This is a genomic window from Arthrobacter arnarulunnguaqae (assembly GCF_051262515.1).
Taxonomy (GTDB): Bacteria; Actinomycetota; Actinomycetes; order Actinomycetales; family Micrococcaceae; genus Arthrobacter_N.
In genome coordinates this window covers 107,135-127,785 of sequence record NZ_JBIMER010000007.1, presented here as the reverse complement: position 1 = coordinate 127,785, position 20,651 = coordinate 107,135, and the positions used below count along the sequence as shown (strand labels likewise).

General features: G+C 69.8%; 17 protein-coding genes. 6 read left to right on the top strand and 11 right to left on the bottom strand.

Translation table 11 applies throughout. The features are described 5' to 3' along the window. The first annotated feature begins 36 nt into the window (after positions 1–36). The 3 genes from sfnG to ACHAAJ_RS08895 are packed head-to-tail and all read left to right on the top strand — an operon-like array spanning position 37 to position 3,103. Positions 37–1,233 (top strand): dimethylsulfone monooxygenase SfnG, encoded by a 1,197-nt coding sequence (gene sfnG / locus ACHAAJ_RS08905; RefSeq protein WP_435727731.1) that lies wholly within the window; start codon positions 37–39, stop codon positions 1,231–1,233. Further along, entirely contained in the window at positions 1,233–2,606 is a 1,374-nt protein-coding gene (locus tag ACHAAJ_RS08900) for an O-acetylhomoserine aminocarboxypropyltransferase/cysteine synthase family protein (RefSeq protein WP_435727730.1), read from the top strand. The genes sfnG and ACHAAJ_RS08900 overlap by 1 nt, the downstream gene beginning before the upstream one ends. Next, on the top strand, positions 2,603–3,103 hold the full coding sequence (locus ACHAAJ_RS08895; protein ID WP_435727729.1) for a CoA-binding protein: 501 nt from the start codon (positions 2,603–2,605) through the stop codon (positions 3,101–3,103). Before ACHAAJ_RS08900 ends, ACHAAJ_RS08895 begins: the two co-directional genes overlap by 4 nt. A gap of 80 nt (positions 3,104–3,183) precedes the next feature. On the opposite strand, the gene ACHAAJ_RS08890 is transcribed toward ACHAAJ_RS08895, so the two are convergent. The 3 genes from ACHAAJ_RS08890 to ACHAAJ_RS08880 form a co-directional block, all read right to left on the bottom strand. Next, entirely contained in the window at positions 3,184–4,104 is a 921-nt protein-coding gene (locus tag ACHAAJ_RS08890) for a hypothetical protein (protein WP_435727728.1), read from the bottom strand. Next, complete coding sequence (locus tag ACHAAJ_RS08885; protein WP_435727727.1) at positions 4,091–4,621, bottom strand: RNA polymerase sigma factor; 531 nt, start codon at positions 4,619–4,621, stop codon at positions 4,091–4,093. Before ACHAAJ_RS08885 ends, ACHAAJ_RS08890 begins: the two co-directional genes overlap by 14 nt. A gap of 239 nt (positions 4,622–4,860) precedes the next feature. After that, positions 4,861–5,646, bottom strand: a complete 786-nt coding sequence (locus ACHAAJ_RS08880; protein WP_435727726.1) for a carbon-nitrogen hydrolase family protein — start codon at positions 5,644–5,646, stop codon at positions 4,861–4,863. A gap of 69 nt (positions 5,647–5,715) precedes the next feature. On the opposite strand from ACHAAJ_RS08880, the gene ACHAAJ_RS08875 reads away from it, so the two are divergent. Then, entirely contained in the window at positions 5,716–7,296 is a 1,581-nt protein-coding gene (locus ACHAAJ_RS08875) for an FAD-dependent monooxygenase (RefSeq protein WP_435727725.1), read from the top strand. Here the strand turns inward: ACHAAJ_RS08875 and ACHAAJ_RS08870 are convergent. The 8 genes from ACHAAJ_RS08870 to bioB all read right to left on the bottom strand — a co-directional run bounded on the left by ACHAAJ_RS08870 (position 7,250) and on the right by bioB (position 18,265). After that, entirely contained in the window at positions 7,250–9,757 is a 2,508-nt protein-coding gene (locus tag ACHAAJ_RS08870) for an excinuclease ABC subunit UvrA (protein ID WP_435727724.1), read from the bottom strand. The genes ACHAAJ_RS08875 and ACHAAJ_RS08870 overlap by 47 nt on opposite strands. A 38-nt stretch (positions 9,758–9,795) precedes the next feature. Beyond that, the gene (locus ACHAAJ_RS08865; RefSeq protein WP_435727723.1) at positions 9,796–11,085 is read right to left on the bottom strand and encodes an adenylosuccinate synthase; all 1,290 of its coding nucleotides are present in this window, start codon (positions 11,083–11,085) and stop codon (positions 9,796–9,798) included. Positions 11,086–11,291: 206 nt separating this feature from the next. Next, positions 11,292–12,719, bottom strand: coding sequence for an SLC13 family permease (locus ACHAAJ_RS08860; RefSeq protein ID WP_435727722.1), 1,428 nt, complete (start codon positions 12,717–12,719; stop codon positions 11,292–11,294). 105 nt (positions 12,720–12,824) lie between these two features. After that, positions 12,825–13,550, bottom strand: coding sequence for a dethiobiotin synthase (bioD, locus tag ACHAAJ_RS08855; RefSeq protein WP_435727721.1), 726 nt, complete (start codon positions 13,548–13,550; stop codon positions 12,825–12,827). After that, positions 13,547–14,641, bottom strand: coding sequence for a cytochrome P450 (locus tag ACHAAJ_RS08850; protein ID WP_435727720.1), 1,095 nt, complete (start codon positions 14,639–14,641; stop codon positions 13,547–13,549). Before ACHAAJ_RS08850 ends, bioD begins: the two co-directional genes overlap by 4 nt. Continuing rightward, positions 14,638–15,813 (bottom strand): aminotransferase class I/II-fold pyridoxal phosphate-dependent enzyme, encoded by a 1,176-nt coding sequence (locus ACHAAJ_RS08845; RefSeq protein ID WP_435727719.1) that lies wholly within the window; start codon positions 15,811–15,813, stop codon positions 14,638–14,640. The genes ACHAAJ_RS08850 and ACHAAJ_RS08845 overlap by 4 nt, the downstream gene beginning before the upstream one ends. Then, a complete protein-coding gene (locus ACHAAJ_RS08840; RefSeq protein WP_435727718.1) occupies positions 15,813–17,180 on the bottom strand; it encodes an adenosylmethionine--8-amino-7-oxononanoate transaminase in 1,368 nt (455 codons plus the stop codon). Before ACHAAJ_RS08840 ends, ACHAAJ_RS08845 begins: the two co-directional genes overlap by 1 nt. Further along, entirely contained in the window at positions 17,177–18,265 is a 1,089-nt protein-coding gene (gene bioB / locus ACHAAJ_RS08835; RefSeq protein ID WP_435727717.1) for a biotin synthase BioB, read from the bottom strand. The genes ACHAAJ_RS08840 and bioB overlap by 4 nt, the downstream gene beginning before the upstream one ends. Positions 18,266–18,588: 323 nt before the next feature. Here bioB and ACHAAJ_RS08830 point away from each other — a divergent pair, with 323 nt between their 5' ends. After that, positions 18,589–20,133: a pyruvate carboxylase subunit B gene (locus ACHAAJ_RS08830; protein ID WP_435727716.1), complete on the top strand. Its 1,545-nt coding sequence runs from the start codon at positions 18,589–18,591 to the stop codon at positions 20,131–20,133. After that, entirely contained in the window at positions 20,123–20,632 is a 510-nt protein-coding gene (gene accB, locus ACHAAJ_RS08825) for an acetyl-CoA carboxylase biotin carboxyl carrier protein (RefSeq protein ID WP_435727715.1), read from the top strand. The genes ACHAAJ_RS08830 and accB overlap by 11 nt, the downstream gene beginning before the upstream one ends. The last annotated feature ends 19 nt before the right edge of the window (positions 20,633–20,651 follow it).

The window sequence follows — 20,651 nt, the reverse complement described above, 5'->3', positions numbered from 1 at the left end:
CCAGCGCCCGCGGCGCCCGTCCCCAAGGAACCAGCCATGAGCACCAATAACCCCGTCAGCCCCGTGGCCGATCTCGAGACCCCGCTCAAGTTCGCCTATTGGGTGCCGAATGTCTCCGGTGGGCTCGTCGTCTCCACGATCGAGCAGCGCACCAGTTGGGACTTCGACTACAACAAGAAGCTGGCCCGCATCGCGGAGAACTCCGGCTTCGAGTACGCGCTCACGCAGACGCGCTACGCCGCCAGCTACGGCGCCGACAAGCAGCACGAGGCCACCAGCTTCTCCCTCGCCCTGCTCGGCGCCACGGAACGCCTCAAGGTCATCTCGGCCGTCCACCCCGGCATGTGGCACCCCGGCGTGCTCGCCAAGTTCATCATCACCGCCGACCACATCTCGGGCGGCCGTTCCGCCGTGAACATCGTCTCCGGCTGGCTCAAGGACGAGTTCGTGAACTTCGGCCTCGAGTGGCTCGAGCACGACGAGCGCTATGTCCGCACCGAGGAGTTCATCAACGTCCTGCGCGGGCTGTGGACCGAGCAGAACTACAGCCAGTCCGGCAAGTACTACAACATCAACGACTTCACGCTGAACCCGGCGCCCGTGGACATCCCCGGCCGCGCCCACCCGGAGATCTTCTTCGGCGGAAACTCCACAGCGGCCCAGGCCGCCGCCGGGCACGCCGCCGACTGGTACTTCTCCAACGGACGCTCCCTGGAGGGATTCAAGGACAACATCTCCGGCGTGGTGCAGGCCGCGAACGACGGCGGCCGCACCGCGGCGGCGAAGCCCCGCTTCGGTCTCAACGGCTTCGTGATCGCCCGCGAGACGGAGAAGGAGGCTCACGAGACGCTGCGCGAGATCATCGCCAAGGCGCACCGCCCCGCCGTCGAGGGCTTCGCCAACGCCGTCAAGGAGGCCGGGCAGTCCACCAAGGACGGCAAGGGCATGTGGGCCGACTCCACGTTCGAGGACATGGTCCAGTACAACGACGGCTTCCGCTCCGAGCTCATCGGCACCCCCGAGCAGATCGCCGAGCGCGTGATCGAGTTCAAGAAGATCGGCGTGAACCTGATGCTCACCTGCTACCTGCACTTCCAGGAGGAGGTCGCCGCGTTCGGCCGCGACGTCCTGCCGATCGTCCGCGAACTCGAGGCGGACCTCGCGCGCAAGAACGGCACGGAGCTGAACACGGACCTGCTGCCGACCACCAACCTCGAAGGGGCCACCGCCTAATGGCAGACCACCAGTTCGGATTCCGCACGCGCGCCCTGCACGCCGGCGGCACGCCCGACGCTGAGCACGGCGCCCGCGCCGTCCCGATCTACCAGACGACGTCGTTCGTCTTCAAGGACACGGACGACGCCGCCAACCTGTTCGCGCTGCAGAAGTACGGGAACATCTACTCGCGGATCGGCAACCCGACGGTCGCCGCGTTCGAGGAGCGCATCGCCTCCCTCGAGGGCGGCATCGGCGCGGTCGCCACCGCCTCCGGCATGGCCGCCGAGTTCATCACGTTCGCGGCGCTGACCCAGGCCGGCGACCACATCGTGGCCTCCTCGAAGCTCTACGGCGGAACCATCACGCAGCTGGACGTCACGCTGCGCCGCTTCGGCGTGGAGACCACGTTCGTGGACAGCAACGACGCCGCCGACTTCGCCGCGGCGATCCGGGAGAACACCAAGGCCGTCTACACCGAGGTCGTCGCCAACCCCTCCGGCGACATCGCGGACCTGAAGGGCCTGGCCGAGGTCGCGCACGCGGCGAACGTGCCGCTGATCGTGGACTCCACGCTCACCCCGCCCTACATCCTGCGCCCGATCGAGCACGGCGCGGACATCGTCATCCACTCCGCCACCAAGTTCCTCGGCGGACACGGCACCACGCTCGGCGGCGTCGTCGTGGAGTCCGGGACGTTCAACTGGGGCAACGGCAAGTTCCCCACCATGACCGAGCCCGTGGCCAGCTACGGAAACGTCTCCTGGTGGGACAACTTCGGCGAATACGGCTTCCTGACGAAGCTGCGCTCCGAGCAGCTGCGCGACATCGGCCCGGCCCTGTCCGCGCAGTCCGCGTTCCAGCTGCTGCAGGGCGTCGAGACCCTGCCCCAGCGGATGGACAACCACCTCTCCAGCGCCCTGGCCGTCGCCCAGTGGCTGGAGGCCGATCCGCGCGTCACCTACGTGAACTACGCGGCGCTGCCGTCCCATCCCCAGCACGCGCGCGCGCAGGAACTGCTGCCGCAGGGCGTCGGATCCGTCTTCAGCTTCGGCGTCAAGGGCGGCCGCGAGGCCGGCGGCCGGTTCATCGAGGCGCTCCAGCTGGCCAGCCACCTGGCCAACATCGGCGACGCGCGCACGCTGGTGCTGCACCCGGCGTCGACCACCCACCAGCAGCTCTCGGCCGGGCAGCTGGAGGCGGCGGGCGTCCCCGGGGACCTGATCCGCCTGAGTGTGGGCCTCGAGGATGTCGAGGACATCCTGTGGGACCTCGACCAGGCGCTCGAGGCGTCCCAGCAGGACGTGGCGGGCGGCGGGCTCGCGGCTCCGGAGTACGACGGCGAGGCGTGCGCCGTCCCGGCGCCCGCCCAGATCGGAGCGGCACAGTGAGCGCAACCACCGAAGAGCGCACCTGGGAGGGCCCCTCGGCCCCCGAGCGGCTCAACATCCTGCGGAACACCAAGTCCATCGCGATAGTCGGCGCGTCCAACAAGCCGAGCCGGGCGTCGTATTTCGTGGCGACCTACCTGCTGTCCTCCACCCGGTACAAGGTGTACTTCGTGAACCCGGTATTGGACGAGATCCTCGGCCAGCCCGTGTACAAGTCGCTGGCGGACCTGCCGGAGACGCCGGACCTGGTGGAGGTCTTCCGCAAGCACGACGACCTTCCCGGCGTGCTCGACGAGGCCGTTGCCGTCGGGGCCAAGACGATCTGGCTCCAGCTGGGTTCATGGCACGAGGACGTCGCGGCGGACGCCGAGAAGGCCGGGCTGAACGTGGTGATGGACCGCTGCGTGAAGATCGAGCACGCCCGGTTCCACGGCGGGCTCCACCTGGCCGGGTTCAACACCGGCGTGGTCAGTTCGAAGCGGCAGGTCCTCGCCTAGGCGGGAACGCACAAGGGCCCCGTGCGCGGCCGGCACCACCACGGTGCCGGGCCGGGCACGGGGCCCTTGCCGTGTTGGTGCTAGCGCGGCAGGTTGAGCTTCAGCTTTTCGACGGGGCGCTTCACCATTGCCGGAGCCTTGGACACGGATCTCTTGACCGAGGTCGTCGCCTTCTGCGCGGCCTTGCGGGCCGCCGCCTTCTTGGCTTGTGCCGCGGCTAGAGCGCGGGCGGACTGTCCAGCGGCCTTCGCCTTGGCTTGTGCCTCCCGCTTCGCCTGCGCCACTTTCTGCGACTGCGTCTGTGCCTTGCGCTCTGCCGCGGCTTGTCGCTGCGCCGCCGACTTCTGGGCCGCTGACTTCTGGGCAATCGACTTCTGTTGCGCCGCTGCCCTTTGCTGGGCCGCGGAGTTCGCCCCAGCCTGGGTGAGGGCCTTCGCCGCGCCGGCGCTCGCTGTCTTGCTTTGGGCTTGCGCCTTCTCCTGCTTCGCGGGAATTTTCGGCGCCGCGGCCGGTGCCGCCGCGGAACGTGTCTGGAGTCCTGGAGGGTCCACCTCGCGCGGGACGCTGGAGGGCACGGCCACGGGAGCGGGCGTGGGGGCCGGGACGGACGTGACCCTGGCTCGGGGATATTCCGTGACGGCACCCGCCGCGACGCCCACCGAGGAAACGGTCGGCGCCTTGTCCTGCCACGACGTTGCGGCCGCGACACCTCCGAGGCCGGCGGCAAGGGCCAAGGCCAGGGCGGTTCCTGCGGCGGTCGAGCCGCGCCGTCGGCGCATCGGCACCACGTTGGACTTCCCGCCGTCGGGCTTCCCCCCGGCAGCGTTCTCGCCGATGCCGTCGAGCAGCGCCTTCAGTTGGCCGGTGGGGCGGGGAGCTTCGCGATCCGCGTAGGTCTCGAGGGACATGAGCGCCTTTTCCAGGCGCGGGTCCGACGGGACGCCACTCTCCGCGAGCAGACGGGCCACGTTCGCAGCGCTGTTGCCGTCAATGCGTGTCATTCGTGTCCGCCTCCTCCAAAGTCTTCTTCATGGCCAGCAGCCCGCGCCGCTGCAACTGCTTGATGGCCCCCGGGCTTTTGCCCATGATGTTGGCCGTTTCTTCAATGCTCATTCCCGCCACGACCCGGAGCAGGACGCACTCCCGCTGGTCCGTCGGCAGTCCGTCGACGACTGCGCCGAGGGGGCCGGAATCAAGCCGCTCCAAGATGGTTTCGTGTGCGGAAGAGGCCTTGCGCGGATCCGTGTCCGCCTCGTATTCGTCGAGGCGGGGCGCGCGGACCCTGGCCCGGGTCGCGTCAACCATCCGCGCGTGGGCCACCGAGAACGTGAACCTCTTGAATCCAGCGATGCCTCCCTCAAGCTTGGCCAGCTGGGTAAAGACCGCCAGGAACACATCCTGCGTCACACCCTCGGCGTCTTCCACGCCCTTGGCCTCGAGATAGCCGCGGACTTGACCTGCCAGACCCCCGTACAACACGGACAGAGCCTCGGCATCACCTTGCCGGGCCCTGTTCATTACCTCATCCGTGAGGACGGGGACCAAGACACTCCTGAAATCGTTTGGGACGGTTTGGGCTAGAGTCTAGTCGCCCCTAGCCGCCCGTCGACGAATCGTCCGGCCGGAGATGTTCAGAAGCCGGGCCGAGACTCGTTGGGGGGAACCCTCGGCCCGGCTTCTTCACTTCGGTAATCGCGGCCACACCCACGGAAGTTACGCGCGGCCGAAAACTTTCGATCCGCGGCAACCGGCCCCGTTCACACGCCGATTCGGCGGTTCTTGAGGACGGGCAGGAACTCCCGCACCTCGTCGATCCGCCGCCGCGTCACGTCCACGGTCACCAGTTCCTCGCGCTCCTCGTCGAGGAAACCGACCGGAATGCCCAACGGATCCAGGATGGCGGAGTGCCCGATGGTGTTCGTCGAGCTCGTCCCGGCGGCCGCCACCCACACGGTGTTCTCCACGGCCCGCGCCTTGAGCAGGGTTTCCCAGTGGTCGATCTTGTGGTCTCCCTTGAACCAGGCCGCGGCGACCAGCAGCACGTCGGCGCCGTCCACGGCCAGCTTCCGCGCGAGTTCCGGGAACCGGATGTCGTAGCAGGTCATGACGCCGAACTTGAGGTCGCCGATCTCGAACGTCCCGGTGGCCTCGGGGTCGCCCGCCTTGATCTTCGTGGACTCCTGGTAGGAGAACGCGTCGTAGAGGTGCACCTTGCGGTAGGTCCCCACGATCCGTCCGGTCGCGTCGACGACAACAAGCGTGTTGTACGGCTGCGGCTCACCGCTGGCCTCGTAGCCGCCGGCAACGATCGCGATCGAGTTCTCGGCGGCGATGAACGAGACCTGCTGCACGAACGTCGACCAATCCCGCTCGACGGCGGAGGCAAGGTCGCCCTCGACCTTGCGCACGGTGAACATCGTCTCCTCGGGGAAGAGCACGAGTCCGGCGCCCTCGGACGCCGCGCGTCCCGCCAGCCTGCGGACCACATCCAGGTTTTCCTCGAGGGTTCCGGCCGGAGAAAACTGACCAACACTGATTTTCATCTTGCTGCCTTCCGCTGGGGGACTGTTTCCAGCGTACCCAGACCGCGTCGCCGAGCGTAGCCTGTGGTCATGGGCACTGCCTTGTTGCGCACCGAGGTCGTGGTGGTCGGCGCCGGACCGACCGGCCTGATGGCCGGCAACTGGCTGGAGAAGCTGGGGATCCACGCCATGGTCATCGACGCCAAGCCGGGCCCCACGCGGGAGTCCCGCGCACTCGGCGTGCATTCGCGGACCATGGAGATCTACCGGCAGCTCGGGGTCGTCGACGAGGTGCTGCGGCGGGCGGTTCCGGCGTCCGAATTGCGCCCGGGGGTGGGTGTGCGCACGCTCGGAGCGCTTCCGCTGGGGCGGATGGGCCACGGGCTGACGAAGTACCCCGGTATCCACATCCTCGAACAGAGCGACAACGAGGAGATCCTGTCCCGGCGCCTCGCCGCGCGCGGCCGCGCCGTCTGGTGGAACCACGCCTTCGTCTCGCTGGAGCAAATGCACGACGACGGCCGCGTCGCCGTCGAAGCGGACGGCCCCGAGGGGCGCATCAGGATCCTGGCCCGGTACGTGATCGGCGCCGACGGCGCGTCCTCCCCCGTCCGCCGCGCACTCGGCATCGGGTTCCAGGGCGCCACGAGCGAGCAGGTCTTCTACGTGGTGGACGCCAACGGCGTGTCCGGGACGGGGTCCGGCATCAACCTGCGCGTCAGCGAGGAGAACTTCATGCTCGCCTTCCCCATGGGCCCGGACGGCTCCGGCGGCGAACGTGTGCGGCTGCTCGGGATCGTTCGCCAAGAAGACGATGCCGCGCCGATCGGTCAGGAAGCCGCCGCCGTCGACGAGGGGCGGGCACGCGCCACGCTCGCCGGCGACTTCGGCATCCGCTACACCGGCGCCGGGTGGTTCGCGACGTACCGGGTGCACCACCGTGTGGCCGACGCCTTCCGTCACGGCAGGGTGTTCCTGGCCGGGGACGCGGCCCACATCCACTCCCCGGTCGGCGCGCAGGGGATGAACACCGGCCTCCAGGACGCCCACAACCTGGTCTGCAAGCTGGCCGATGTGCTGTGTGGCCGCATGCCCCGGGACTATCTGGACCGCTACGGAGCGGAACGCCGGCCCGTGGCACTGCGGCTGGTCTCGACGACGGACCGGGTGTTCACCGCGGTGACCTCCACCTCCCGGGCGGCGCGTGCCCTGCGGACCGTGGTGCTGCCGCGCGTGTGGCCGGTGGCCATCAGGCTGGTGCCGCGGTCGCCGGCCGGCGGCAGGATGTTCGGGTACGTGTCCCAGATCCGGATCCACTACTGGATGACGGAGTCGGAGCGCCGCGCCGCGGAGGCCACCCGCGGTCTGGCGCGGTGGAACCGCCGCGGCAGGCTGGTGGGTCGCCGGCTCCCCTGGGTCCCCGACAACCACGCCCCGCTGCAGGACGCCTGCTGGCAGGTCCACGCCTACGGACCGTCCGCGGCGGCGTTGGGCGGCGAGGTTGGGCGGCGCCACGGCTTTCCGTTGCATGGGTTCGCCGCCGCCCCGGGACGGCACCTGCCGGACGGCACCGTCGTCGTCGTGCGGCCGGACGGGTTCGTCGCCGAGGCGCACCGCGCCGCCGCTAGGATTCCGTCCCCGGAAGCCTCGCGGCGAGGTAGGGCGCGGTAGCGCTTCCCTTGGCGACGGCGACCTGCGCGGGAGTGCCCGCGGCCACGAGCCGCCCGCCCTTGTCGCCGCCGGACGGGCCCATGTCGATCACCCAGTCGGCGGCCGCCACCACGTCCATGTTGTGTTCGACCACCACCACCGTGTTCCCGGCGTCCACCAGCCGGTCGAGTTGGCGCATCAGCCGCACGACGTCGGCCGGGTGCAGCCCCGTCGTCGGCTCGTCCAGCACGTAGAGCGTGTGCCCGCGCTGCAGCCGCTGCATCTCGGTGGCCAGCTTGATCCGCTGCGCCTCGCCGCCGGAGAGCTCCGTGGCCGGCTGTCCCAGCCGGAGGTACCCCAGGCCCACCTCCCGCAGCGTGGCGAGGCTCCGCGCGGCCGCGGGAACGTCCGCGAGGAACTCGGCGGCGTCGTCGACGGGCAGGGAAAGGACCTCCGCGATGTTCCTGCCCCGGTACGTGACCTCCAGCGTTTCGGGGTTGTAGCGCGCACCGTGGCAGTCTGGGCAGGGGCCGTAGCTTCCGGGCAGGAACAGGAGCTCGACGGCGACGAAGCCCTCGCCCTGGCACGTGGGGCACCGCCCCTCGGCGACGTTGAAGGAGAACCGGCCGACGCCGTATCCCCGCCGCCGCGCCTCGTCCGTCCCGGCGAAGGCCTTCCGGACGGAGTCGAATAGGCCGGTGTAGGTGGCCAGGTTGGAGCGCGGCGTCCGCCCAATGGGCTTCTGGTCCACCGTCACCAGCCGGTCGAGGGTCTCCAGCCCGGCGACGTGCGCCACGGACGCCACCGCCTCGGGGACCTCGGGCTCGCCGTCCGCCGGTCCGTCCGCGGCCGCGGCGCGAGCCTCCGGCCTGACGTGCCGGCGCACCGAGTCCGCCACGACCCGCACGAGCGAGGACTTCCCGGAGCCCGAGACGCCTGTCACCGCGGTCATCACGCCCAGTGGGAACTCGGCGGTCAGCGAGCGCAGGTTGTGCAGTTCGATGCCCTCCAGGCGGATCCGGCCCACCGCCTCGCGCGCGCCGCCACCCCCGGCGGAATCCGGGCGCGCTCCGGAGGCCGACCCGTCGCCGTCGAACAGGAAGCCGCGCGTGATGGAGGCGCCGACGTCGGCCAGCCCCTCCACCGGCCCGCTGTAGAGGACGTCGCCTCCGCCCTCGCCGGCGTGCGGCCCGACGTCGACGATCCAGTCCGCCCGGCGCACCACGTCCATGTTGTGCTCGACGACGAAGACCGAGTTTCCGGCCTCCTTGAGCTGCTGCAGTACGGCCAGTAGGGGTTCGGCGTCCGCGGGATGGAGTCCGGCGGACGGCTCGTCCAGCACGTAGACGACGCCGAAGAGCCCCGACCGCAGCTGGGTGGCGATGCGCAGCCGCTGCGTTTCGCCCGGGGAGAGCGTGGGCGTGGTCCGGCCGAGCGCGAGGTAGCCGAGCCCCAGGCCGAGCAGCACGTCGACGCGCCGCACCAGATCCTCCGTGATGGGCGCGGCGATGTCCGCAATGTTGGGCCCGCCGGCGCTGGCCGGATCGCAGGAGCGCAGCCGCTCGGCGAGCACGGTCATCGGCAGGGCGTTGAGGTCCGCGATGGTGGCGCCGTCGAACGTGACGGCCAGGGCCTCGGCGCGCAGGCCGCTGCCGCCGCATTCGGCGCACGGGCCGGATTCCATGTAGCGGAGCACGCGGTCGCGCATGGTCTGGCTCTTCGAGTCCGCGAGCGTGTGCATGACATAGCTCTTGGCGCTCCAAAACCGGCCCTTGTACGGCTTCGCCACGCGGTCCCGCTCCGGGTTCACCTCGACGACCGGCTGTTCCTCGGTGAAGAGGATCCAGTCGCGCGTCTTCCGCGGCAGCTTGCGCCAAGGGACGTCGACGTCGTGGCCCAGGACGGTGACGATGTCGCGGAGGTTCTTGCCCTGCCAGGCGCCGGGCCACGCCGCGATGGCGCCGTCGCGGATGCTCAGCGAGGGATCCGGGACCAGGGACGCCTCGGTGACCGTGTGCGCGACGCCGAGTCCGTGGCAGACCGGGCAGGCCCCGGCGGCCGTGTTGGGCGAGAACGAGTCCGAATCCAGCCTAGTTGCGCCTTCCGGGTACCTGCCGGCACGGGAGAACAGCATGCGCAGCGAGTTGGAGAGCGTGGTGATCGTCCCGACGGTCGATCGCGAACTGGCCGTTCCCCGGCGCTGCTGGAGGGCGACGGCGGGCGGCAGCCCGGTGATCTCCTCCACCTGCGGGTTGTGGCCCTGGGTCAGGAGCCGGCGCGCGTACGGGGCCACGGATTCGAAGTACCGGCGCTGGGCCTCGGCGTAGATCGTGCCGAACGCGAGCGAGGACTTGCCGGATCCGGAGACCCCCGTGAACGCCACCACGGCGTCCCGGGGGACATCGACGTCCACGTTGCGCAGGTTGTTTTCGCGGGCGCCTCGGACGCCGACGAAACCGGAAGCGGGGGAACTGGTTGCCATTCCCCCGACTCTAGCCGCGAATCCCTGCCCGTCGAGGCCTAACCGTTGACGAGGTCGTGACGCACGATCGTCTGGTCGCGGTCCGGACCGACGCCGATGGCCGAGAACCGCACGCCGGACATCTTCTCCAGCGCCAGGACGTAGTTCCGCGCGTTCTCCGGAAGATCCTCCAGCGTCCGCGCCCCGGTGATGTCCTCGGTCCAGCCCTCGAAGTGCTCGAAGATCGGCTTCGCGTGGTGGAAGTCGGTCTGCGTCATCGGCATCTCGTCGTGGCGCACGCCGTCGACGTCGTACGCGACGCACACCGGAATCCGCTCGATGCCCGTCAGGACGTCCAGCTTCGTCACGAAGTAGTCCGTGAATCCGTTCACCCGCGCGGAATAGCGCGCCAGAACGGCGTCGTACCAGCCGCAACGGCGCGGGCGGCCGGTGTTCACGCCGAACTCGCCGCCGGTCTTCTGCAGGTATTCGCCCATCTCGTCGAAGAGCTCCGTGGGGAACGGTCCGGCGCCGACGCGGGTGGTGTAGGCCTTGACGATGCCGATGGACCGGGTGATGCGCGTGGGGCCGATGCCCGAGCCGACGGACGAGCCGCCCGCCGTCGGGTTCGAGGACGTGACGAACGGGTAGGTGCCGTGGTCGACGTCGAGAAGGGTGGCCTGGCCGCCCTCCATGAGGACCACCTTGCCCTCGTCCAGGGCCGTGTTCAGCTCGAGGGTGGCGTCGATCATCAGGGGGCGCAGGCGTTCGGCGTAGGAGAGGAAGTACTGGACGATCTCCTCCGTCTCCACGGTGCGGCGGTTGTAGATCTTGACCAGCAGCTCGTTCTTCTGGCGCAGAGCCCCTTCGACCTTCTGGCGCAGGATGGATTCGTCGAAGACGTCCTGGACGCGGATGCCGAGGCGTCCCACCTTGTCCATGTACGCCGGGCCGATTCCGCGGCCGGTGGTGCCGATGGCGCGCTTGCCGAGGAAGCGTTCGGTGACCTTGTCCATGGTCTGGTGGTACGGGGCCACGAGGTGGGCGTTGGCGGAGACGCGGAGCTTGGAGGTGTCGGCGCCGCGGGCCTCGAGTCCCTCGATCTCCTCGAAGAGCGCCTCGAGGTTCACCACGCAGCCGTTGCCGATGATCGGGATGGCGTTCGGGGAAAGGATGCCCGCGGGAAGGAGCTTGAGCTCGTACTTCTCGCCGCCGACGACGACGGTGTGCCCGGCGTTGTTGCCGCCGTTGGGCTTGACGACGTAGTCGACGCGCCCCCCGAGCAGATCGGTGGCCTTGCCTTTGCCCTCGTCGCCCCACTGGGCTCCGACGATCACGATTGCTGGCATGGGATCCTCCCCTTGCTGGTTCGGCCAGACCGGTTCGCACCGGGTTCCGGCGGTGCCGGACACAAGAACGCCCCTGACCACTCGCCCGCGCCCCGTCCCGGGGGCGCGCGTAAGAGATAGGGGCTCTTACGCGCCGAGTTTACCGGAGTGGGCCACAACATGCGAGTTATCCACAGGAGGCGGCGTCCGGCCGGTGCCGCGTTCTGTCAGTAGACGAGCCCGAAGACCCAGGCGGCGAGGGTGAGCGTGGTGATCGTGGTCAGGACCAGGGCGATGAGGTTCAGCCAGACGCCGGCCCGGACCATGTCGTTGATCTGGACGTGGCCGGAGGCGAAGGCGATGGCGTTGGGCGGCGTGGCCACCGGCAGCATGAACGCACAGGTCGCGGCGATCGCCACGGGGATGACCAGCAGCATGGGGTCGATGCCGAGTCCGATGGCGACGCCGCCGATCAGGGGCAGGAAAGTCGCGGCGGTCGCGGTGTTGCTGGTGAGTTCGGTGAGCAGGAGGACCAGTCCGGCGATGACGGCGACGAGCAGGATCAGTGGAAGCGCCTCGAGGCCTGCGACTTTCGTGCCGATCCATTCGCTCAGGCCGCTGGATCCGAACTGGGAGGACAGCGCCAGGCCGCCGCCGAAGAGGATGAGGATGTCCCAGGGCAAGGCCTTCGCGCTCGACCAATCCAGCAGGGGAACGCCCTTCCGGACATCCGCCGGGAGGACGAACAGCACGACGGCGACGGCCATGGCGATGACGGCGTCGGCGATGTTGGACTCCGGCCAGAGGAACGGCACGCAGATCCAGGCCGCGGCGGCGAGTACGAAGATCACCAGGACCTGTTTTTCGCCGACGCTCATCGAACCGAGCTTCTTGTACTCACTGTTGATCAGTTGACGGCCGCCGGGGATCTCATCCATTTCGGGCTTGTAGATGACGCTGGTGAGCAGAAACCAGGCGATGGCCATGAAGACGATGGACATGGGAACGCCCACCAGCATCCATTGGCCGAACCCGACCGTGATGTCGTGGTTCTCGGCCAGGTAGCCGACCATCAGCGCGTTGGGCGGGGTCCCGATGATGGTGCCGAGCGAACCGATGGACGCCGCATACGCGATACCGAGCATCAGGGCGATGCTGAAGTTCTTCGGCGCGCGTGTGCCGTTGCCGGACTCCGCGACGAGCGTGATGACCGAGAGCCCGATGGGAATCATCATCACGGCGGTGGCCGTGTTGGAGACCCACATGCTCAGGAATCCGGTGGCGACCATGAATCCGGCAATGAGCATCTTCGGCTTGGTGCCCACCAGCAGGACCGTCGCCAAGGCGATGCGCCGGTGCAGGTTCCAGCGTTGCAGGGCCAGGGCAAGCAGGAAGCCGCCCATGAACAGGAAAATGATGGGATTGGCGTAGGGCGGCGCGACGTCGTCGATCGGCGCCACGTTGAGCACGGGAAAGAGCACCAGGGGCAGTAGCGCGGTCACGGCCAACGGAACGGCCTCGGTCATCCACCAGACGGCCATCAGGGCCGCGATCGCCGCCGTCGTCCGGCCGGCCTGTTCAAGGTCCGCCGGGAGCAGGAAGTACACGGCCACGGCCAACAGCACGCCGGCTGCCAGTCCGATGCGTTTGCGCATGATGACGCGGGGATCCTCCGCCGGAGCGCGCATCCCGGGCGCGACTGAATGGTCAATTCCAGTGGACGGCGTTGTCATGGTGGAACCTTTCAACTCGGACAAAATTCATGAATCGGCTCCGTTCGAGTATACGACCGCCGCCCGCCCCAGCAACGAAGCGGCCCGTGCGCGGAACTTCGCCGGGGAAAGCCCGGCGGATCCGGCGGGCAGCTTCCCCCACCACTCGATGCCCCGTTTCAGGCACGCGTCCCGCAGGAACTCCTCGTTGGACAACTCCACCGCGGTCGGGACGGCGGGCCAGGCCCCGATCAGCACTCCGGCGACCGGCACCCCGCGCGCGCCCAGGGCCTCCAGCGTCAGCAGCGTGTGGTTCAGCGTCCCCAGGCCCGCCCGCGCCACCACCAGCATCGCGCCGCCGGCGGCCAGCGCCAGGTCCGCGATCGTCTCCCCGGCTGCGGTCAGCTCCACCAGGACGCCGCCCGCCCCCTCGACCAGCACGCCGTCGTTCGCCCCGCCCAGCGCCGCAACGCGCCCCGCGTGCTCCGCGAGCGTGGGCAGCCCGGCCCCTTCGGCGGCGGCCGCCGCGACCGGAGCCATGGGTTCGGCCAACCGGGCGCCCTCCGCCACCCCAATGCCCGGCCCGGCCAACCGCGCCACCTCGCCGATGTCGCCACCCGGGTGTTCGGCTCCGTGCCCCGCGGCCGGCTCCCCGGTCTGCACAGGCTTGTAGACGGCCGTGCGCCGCCCGGCCGCGTCCAGCGCGGCCGCCAGTGCCGCCGTCGCAACCGTCTTGCCGACGCCGGTGTCCGTTCCCGTGACCATGAGGATCATGCGGACCCCTCCCCGGCCATCCGGGCGGCAACCCGCAGCGGCGCCTGGAAGGACAACAACCGCAGCCACGGCGGCTCCGGCCCCGTCCCCACCGCCGCGGGAAGCAGCCGCGCCGCCTCCCGCAGCGCCACCACGGCCTCCAGCTCGGCCAGGCGCGCGCCCAGACACCGGTGCAACCCGTAGCCGAACGCCAGGGCGTAGCCGCTGGAGTCGCCCGCGGCGTGGTGCCCGCTCAGCTCCAGAACGATCTCCGCCCCCGCCGGCAGGCTGTGCCCGTCGACGACGGCCGGCGTGACGGCCCGGCGCCGCCACGTGTGCACGGACGACTCGCTCGCCAGGATCCTGCGGACCTGCGCGCGGGCCGCCGGTTCCTCGCGGCACGCCGCCCACGCCTCCCGGTCCCGCAGCGTCCGGTACAGCACGGTGTTGATCAGCAGGGCGGTCGTTTCCTGACCGGCGATGACCAGGAAGTACCCCAGCGAGCAGATCCGCCGGACGTCGAGTCCGGCGTCGTGCAGGACGCCGAACAGGTTTCCGCTCCCCCGCGACGCCTCCACCTCGCCCCGAAGCCACGCGTAGAACTCCGCCGCGCTGCGGGCCAGCTCCACCTGCCGTGCGGGGTCCGGCCACCCCCAGAACAGCTCGAGCGAGTCGCGGCTCCACCGCTGCAGGGCGTCGCCGTCGGGGACCGCGGTTCCGGTCAGCCGGGCCATGATGGCCGGCGGCACCACCGACGCCAGCGCCTCCCCCAGGTCCACGTCGTCCCCGACAGTCATCCGTTCCCGGGCGGCCTCCGCGGCGTCAGCCGCCAACGCGGCGATGTCCGCCTCCAGCGCGCCGACCTTCCCCGGGCTGAAGAACGCTGCGACCGTCCGCCGAACGTCCAGATGTTCCGGACCGGACGCCGACGCGAGCACCGGAGGCAGCGAGAAGCCGACGCGCGCCAGCACCCGCAGCGCCTCGGGACACAACGGCACGACGGCGGTGAGCGCGTTCTCCGGCAGGAACTCCTCGGTGCGCCGCAGGACATCGCGTACCGTGTCGGGGTCCCGCACGCGCAGGTAGCGTCCGTCGGTGTCGGTCCTGGTCATGCGGTGGCTTCCTCACGGGACGGGCGGTCGCTGGCGCACCGGTCGCTGCGGCGCAGGACGTCGGCGACCTCGGCGAGCGCCCGGTCGAGGTCCGCCGCGTTCTGGTTGGCGCGTGCGGTCACGCGGAGGCGGGAGACGCCGTCGGGCACGCTGGGCGTCCGGAAGCAGCCGACGGCGATGCCCCGGGTGCGCAGTTCCCCGGCCGCCGCGGTGGCCACGGCGGCGTCTCCCACGCGGACCGAGTGCACGGCGCCGGTCCCGGATTCGAAGCCCGGGCCGGCGAGCGCGGCGGCGATCCGGTCCGACCGTTCGGCGAGCAAGCCGGGGAGCCCGGGTTCGGAGGCGACGATGCGGGCCGCCTCCGCCGCGGCCGCGGCGGGTCCGGGGGCCAGCCCGGTGTCGAACAGGAAGGTGCGCGCGGTGTTGACCAGGTGTTCGCGCAGGGCCTCGGCGGGCGGCCCGGCGGCCAGGACGGCGCCGCCCTGCGCCCCGAGTGCCTTGGACAGCGTCGCGGTCACGACGACGTCGGGGTCCCGCGCCAGCCCGGCCGCGTGGACGGCCCCGGCCCCGTGGACCCCGAGCGAGTGCGCCTCGTCGACCACCAGCAGCGCGTCCAGTTCCCGGCAGGCGCGGGCCAGTTCGCGCAGCGGCGCCGCGTCGCCCAGGACCGAGTACACGGACTCCACCACGACGACGGCGCGCGGCACCGTGCGGCGCGCGAGCAGCTCGCGGACGTGTGCGGCGTCGTTGTGCCGGGCGGTTTCGACCGGGCTGCGGGAGAGCCGGGCGCCGTCGATGAGACTGGCGTGCGCGTGGGCGTCCAGCACCACCAGCGTCCCGGGTCCCCCGAGCGCGCCGAGCACGCCCAGGTTGGCCGTGTATCCGCTGGAGAACACCAGCGCGGCGTCCCGGCCGGTCAGGGTGCGAAGGGCGGACTCGAGCTCGTCGTGCACCGGGAGGGTTCCGGTGACCACCCGGCTGGCGGCGGCCCCGGCGCCGAACTCCGCAACGGCCCGGCGCGAGGCCTCGGCCAGCCGCGGATCCCGGGCCAACCCGAGGTAGTCGTTGGACGCCAGGTCGTAGAGCCCGGCGGCGCCGCGGGTGTCGCGGACGGTGCCGCGGTCCGCCCGCACCCGGGCGCGTCCGGCGATCCAGTCGTGCATGGAACCCATCAGTGGTCCTCTCCGGCGCCGTCGTGAACCTCGGCGATCGCGGCGGTCACGGCCGCACCCAGTACGGCGATGTCCTCCGGCACACAGACATAGGGGGGCATCACGTAGACGAGGTTCCGGAACGGCCGCACCCAGGCGCCGTGGCGGACGGCGGCGCGGGTGACGGCGACGACGTCGACCGGGCGATCCAGTTCCACGACGCCGACGCCGCCGAGCACCCGGACGTCGCTCACGCTCCGGAGGCCCGAAGCGGGACGCAGCGCGGTGGTCAAGGAGTGGTGCAGGGCGGTGGTGGACTCCCGCCAGGCGGGTTCGGACTCCCCCGCGGCGAGCAGGTCCAGCGAAGCCGCGGCCACCGCGCAGGCCAGCGGGTTCCCCATGAACGTGGGGCCGTGCAGGATCGCGCCGTGTTCCGATCCGGACAGGGCCGCGGCGACGCGCGTGTGGCACAACACGGCCGCCAGGCTCAGGTAGCCGCCGGTCAGCGCCTTGCCCACGCACATGATGTCCGGCACCACGCCGCCCCACTCGCTGGCGAAGAGTTTTCCGGTCCGGCCGAAGCCGGTGGCGATCTCGTCAACGATCAGCAGCAGCCCGTGCCGATCGGCCGCGCGGCGCAGCATCCGCAGGGCCTCGGGCGGGTAGACATGCATCCCGCCGGCCCCCTGCAACACCGGTTCGACGACGATCGCGGCCAGTTCCGCCTCGTGCGTGCCGGCCAACCGCCCGAGTTCGGCCTCCCACGCGGCCAGCGCTCCGGCGTCGTACTCCCAGGTCCCGGAATCCAGTGGCTGGCCGTCGGGCACGCGCAGGCGTGCGGCCGGGGGCCGCGGGGCGTGGACCTGCCCGGCGACGAGCCCGGGGAAGGCCGCGTGCATCCCGTCCACCGGGTCGCACACGCTCATGGCCGCGAAGGTGTCGCCGTGGTAGCCGCCGCGGATGGTCAGGAACCGCTGCCGACCCGGCCTGCCGGACGCGGCCTGGTACTGGACGGCGGCCTTCAGCGCGACCTCGACCGAGACGGAGCCCGAGTCGGCGAGGAAGACGTGCTCCAGCCCCTCGGGGGCCATGCGCACCAGGCGTTCGGCTAGTTCGACGGCGGGGGCGTGCGTCAGTCCGCCGAACATCACGTGGCTGAAGTCGCCGAGTTGGCGGGCCGCCGCGGCGTCGAGCGCCGGGTGCCCGTAGCCGTGGACCGCGGACCACCAGGACGCCATGCCATCGATCACCGTGTGGCGGCCGGCGCCGTCGTCCAACGTGAGCGTGGGACCGGACGCGCCCGTGACGGCGAACAGCGCCCCGCCGTCCAGCGGCGCGTACGGGTGCCACAAGAGGCCGGCGTCGCGCTCCAGGAGCCGCGGGCTCACGCGTTCGGGGCGGCGCCGGTTCCCGCCCCGCGCTGCCGGAGGACGGGGCTGGAGGCCGAGGCACCGGCGTCGTGCCCCAGGATGGTGAAGCCGGCGTCGGCGATCATGGCCAGGTCCGCCTCGGCGTCCTGACCCTCGGAGGTGAGGTAGTCGCCGAGGAAGAGGGAGTTCGCCACCTCCAGCGCGGTGGCCTGCAGCGAGCGCAGGTGCATTTCGCGGCCGCCGGCGATGCGCAGTTCCTTGTCCGGGCAGGCGAGACGGACCATGGCGAGGATCCGCAGGCAGCGCAGCGGGGTCAGCTCCCACGTGCCCTCCAGCGGGGTGCCCTCGAACGGCATGAGGAAGTTGACCGGGATCGAGTCGCTGTCCAGCTCGCGCAGCGCGAAGACGGCCTCGACGAGCTGCGCGTCGCTCTCCCCCATGCCGACAATCAGCCCGGAGCACGGGGACAGGCCCGCGTCCTTGGCCTTCTCGACGGTGGCGACGCGGTCCGCGTACTCGTGCGTGGTGCAGATGTCCTGGTACTTGGACTCGGCGGTGTTGAGGTTGTGGTTGTAGGCGTCGACGCCGGCCCCGCGCAGCGTCTCGGCCTGGCCCTGCTTCAGGATGCCCAGGCAGGCGCAGACCTCGACGCCGGGGTGCTCGTCCTTGAGCTGCCCCACCATTCCGGCGACGCGCTCGACGTCGCGGTCCGAGGGCCCCTTGCCGCTGGCGACCATGCAGACGCGCGTCGCGCCCCCGCGGATGCCGAGGGTTGCCTGCTGCACGGCCTCCTCCGGCTTGAGCCAGCTGTATTTGAGGATCTGCGCGGCCGAGCCGAGCCGCTGCGAGCAGTACGTGCAGTCCTCGGGGCAGAGGCCGGACTTCAGGTTGACCAGGTAGTTGACCTTGACCGTGTCGGCAAAGTGGCGGCGGCGGAGCGTTCCGGCCGCGGCGACCAGGCCGAGCGTTTCGGCGTCCGGCACGGAGAGGATGGCGAGCGCCTCCGCCTCGGTGAGCCGGTGGCCCTCCAGGATCCGCCGGGCAAGGTCCGCCGGACGCGCGCCCCCCGTTTCCGCCTGCTGTCGATCAATGGTTTCCGTCATGGCCGTCCTCCTGAACAGTGTTCAATTGTCTTGGCAACAGATTACACGGCGGACGGCACGGTGCACTGAAGAGCGCGGCGCCGGCCCGTCGGCCGGTGGCGCGGAGGCCCAAAAGGTCGCGGCAGGGCACTTTCGTGCGCCGCGCCCGAGCCGCAGCCAGCCGCACGGGAGACATCGGCCCGGCGGGGCATCCACCCCGCGCCGCCGCCTGGACTCCACGGACGGAGCACTGAGCGTTTGGCGCTTGACGGTGAACGTGGGCCTGATTACAGTTAGCTACCGAGCGATCGCTCGGTATGGTGGCGAAATGAACTTGGAGATCGATGAATTCGACAACTAGCCCGGAAAGCATTACCTCCGTGATGAGCCTTGGTGGGCGTCCGGCGAACAGCCGTCGTGAAATCAAGATCATCGACACGACCCTGCGCGATGCGCATCAGAGCCTCTGGGCCACCCGGATGCGCACCGAGCACATCGTTTCGATGGCCGGTGATTTCGACAAGGTTGGTTTCGAGCAGGTTGACCTCATGGCGCCGATCCAGTTCGACGTGGCGGTCCGCTACCTGAAAGAGGACCCGTGGGAGCGGGTACGGCTGGCTCACCAGAGCGCGCCCAACACCCGCTTCAGGGCACTGATTCGCTCCAAAAACATCGCCGCATTCGACTTCTTGGCCGACGACGTCATCGAGGCCTGGGTTGAGAACCTGTACGCCAACGGCTTTCGGGTCATTGGCTCGTTCGATGGCCTCAACGACATCGACAACATAGCTCCCGGCCTGATCCGGGCCAAGCAACTGGGTGCCTCCACCTTTGGCGCGGTTTCCTTCAGCGAGAGCCCGGTGCACACCGACGAACTCTTCGTCGCCAAGGCGCTTGAGTTGATCGAGAAGGCCGATGTCGATGCCATCATGCTCAAGGACGCCGCTGGACTCTTGACACCCGACCGCATCCGCACCCTTGTGCCCGCCCTCAAGGCAGCTATTGGGGACAGGTCCCTCGAGCTTCACAGCCACTGCCTGACGGGGCTCGCGCCGCTCGTCTACGTCGAAGCCGTCGAACTGGGATGCGACGCGTTGCACACCTCGATCGCGCCGTTGGCGAACGGCGCCGCACAACCGGCGACGCAGGACATCGTGCGCGATCTGCGCGCGCTCGGATACAAGGTCAACGTCGACGACGAGCGGATCGAGACGATCAGTAAGCAGCTGTCGGCCATAGCCGAGGCGGAGGACAAGCCGGTTGGCCATCCGGTTGCATACAACGGCCTGCACTTCATGCACCAGCTTCCCGGCGGCATGCTGTCGAACTTCCATTCGCAGCTGGCGACGGCGGGACTGTCGCATCGCTTCGACGAACTCCTCCATGAAGTGGCCCGGGTGCGTTCCGAGCTGGCGTTCCCGATCATGATCACTCCGTTCGCCCAATTCGTGGGGACCCAGGCGGTCATGAACGTGATTTCAGGTGAGCGCTACTCGATCGTGCCGAACGAGATCAAGAAATACGTCCTCGGCTACTACGGCAAGTTGTTGGCACCCATTGAGCCCGCGCTCATGGAACGGATCATTGCCAACGGCGCATCGAACATTGCGCTCGAACCCGCCCCGACCGCACCGATGCTCCCCGATCTGCGTGAACGCCACCCCGATGAGGGCATCGACTTTCTGCTCCTCCGGGCAATGTTCGCTGGTTCCCAGGTTGATGAGATGAAGAAAACCGTGCAGGCGGGCGGAAACGCCGAGGAGATTCACCGGCCGTTCCTTGGCCTGATCAAGGCACTCCATGAGAAGAGCGCGACCGGAACGAAGACGCTAAAAGCAGGACACCTGCAGATCAGCATTGAAAAAGGAAAGAGTGAAAATGCAGCTTAACCCACCTGATATCAAGGAACTCCGCGCGATCGTCGATTGGGTGAACCTCGCCGAGGACGTGCGAGAGGTCTCGCTTAAGTTCGGCGATGTGGAGTTGTTCATCTCGCGCGACCGCCAGCGGCCCGGCACCGCTCCCGCGACGCCAGTTGCGGCCGCGCCAGTAGCGGCCGCGCCGGTGGCCGCGCCCGCGCCGGTGGCCGCAGCGCCAGCACCCTCCGCGAGCGAACCGTCGCCCGCCGACACGCTGGCACCCGACGAGGTGCTGATCAAGGCACCGATGGTTGGTATCTTCTACGCGTCGCCCAAGCCCGGTGCGCCCCACTTCGTTTCCGTCGGCGACAGCGTCACTGCCGACTCGGTGCTATGCATCGTGGAGGTCATGAAGCTGATGAGCAACGTCGAGGCCCAGGTCGAGGGCACCGTTGCCAGGATCTTGGTCGACAACGAGCAGGCGGTCGAATTCGGTCAGCCGCTCATGGTGATTAAGCGCAGGGCATGACCGGTGGCGCAACAGGAGG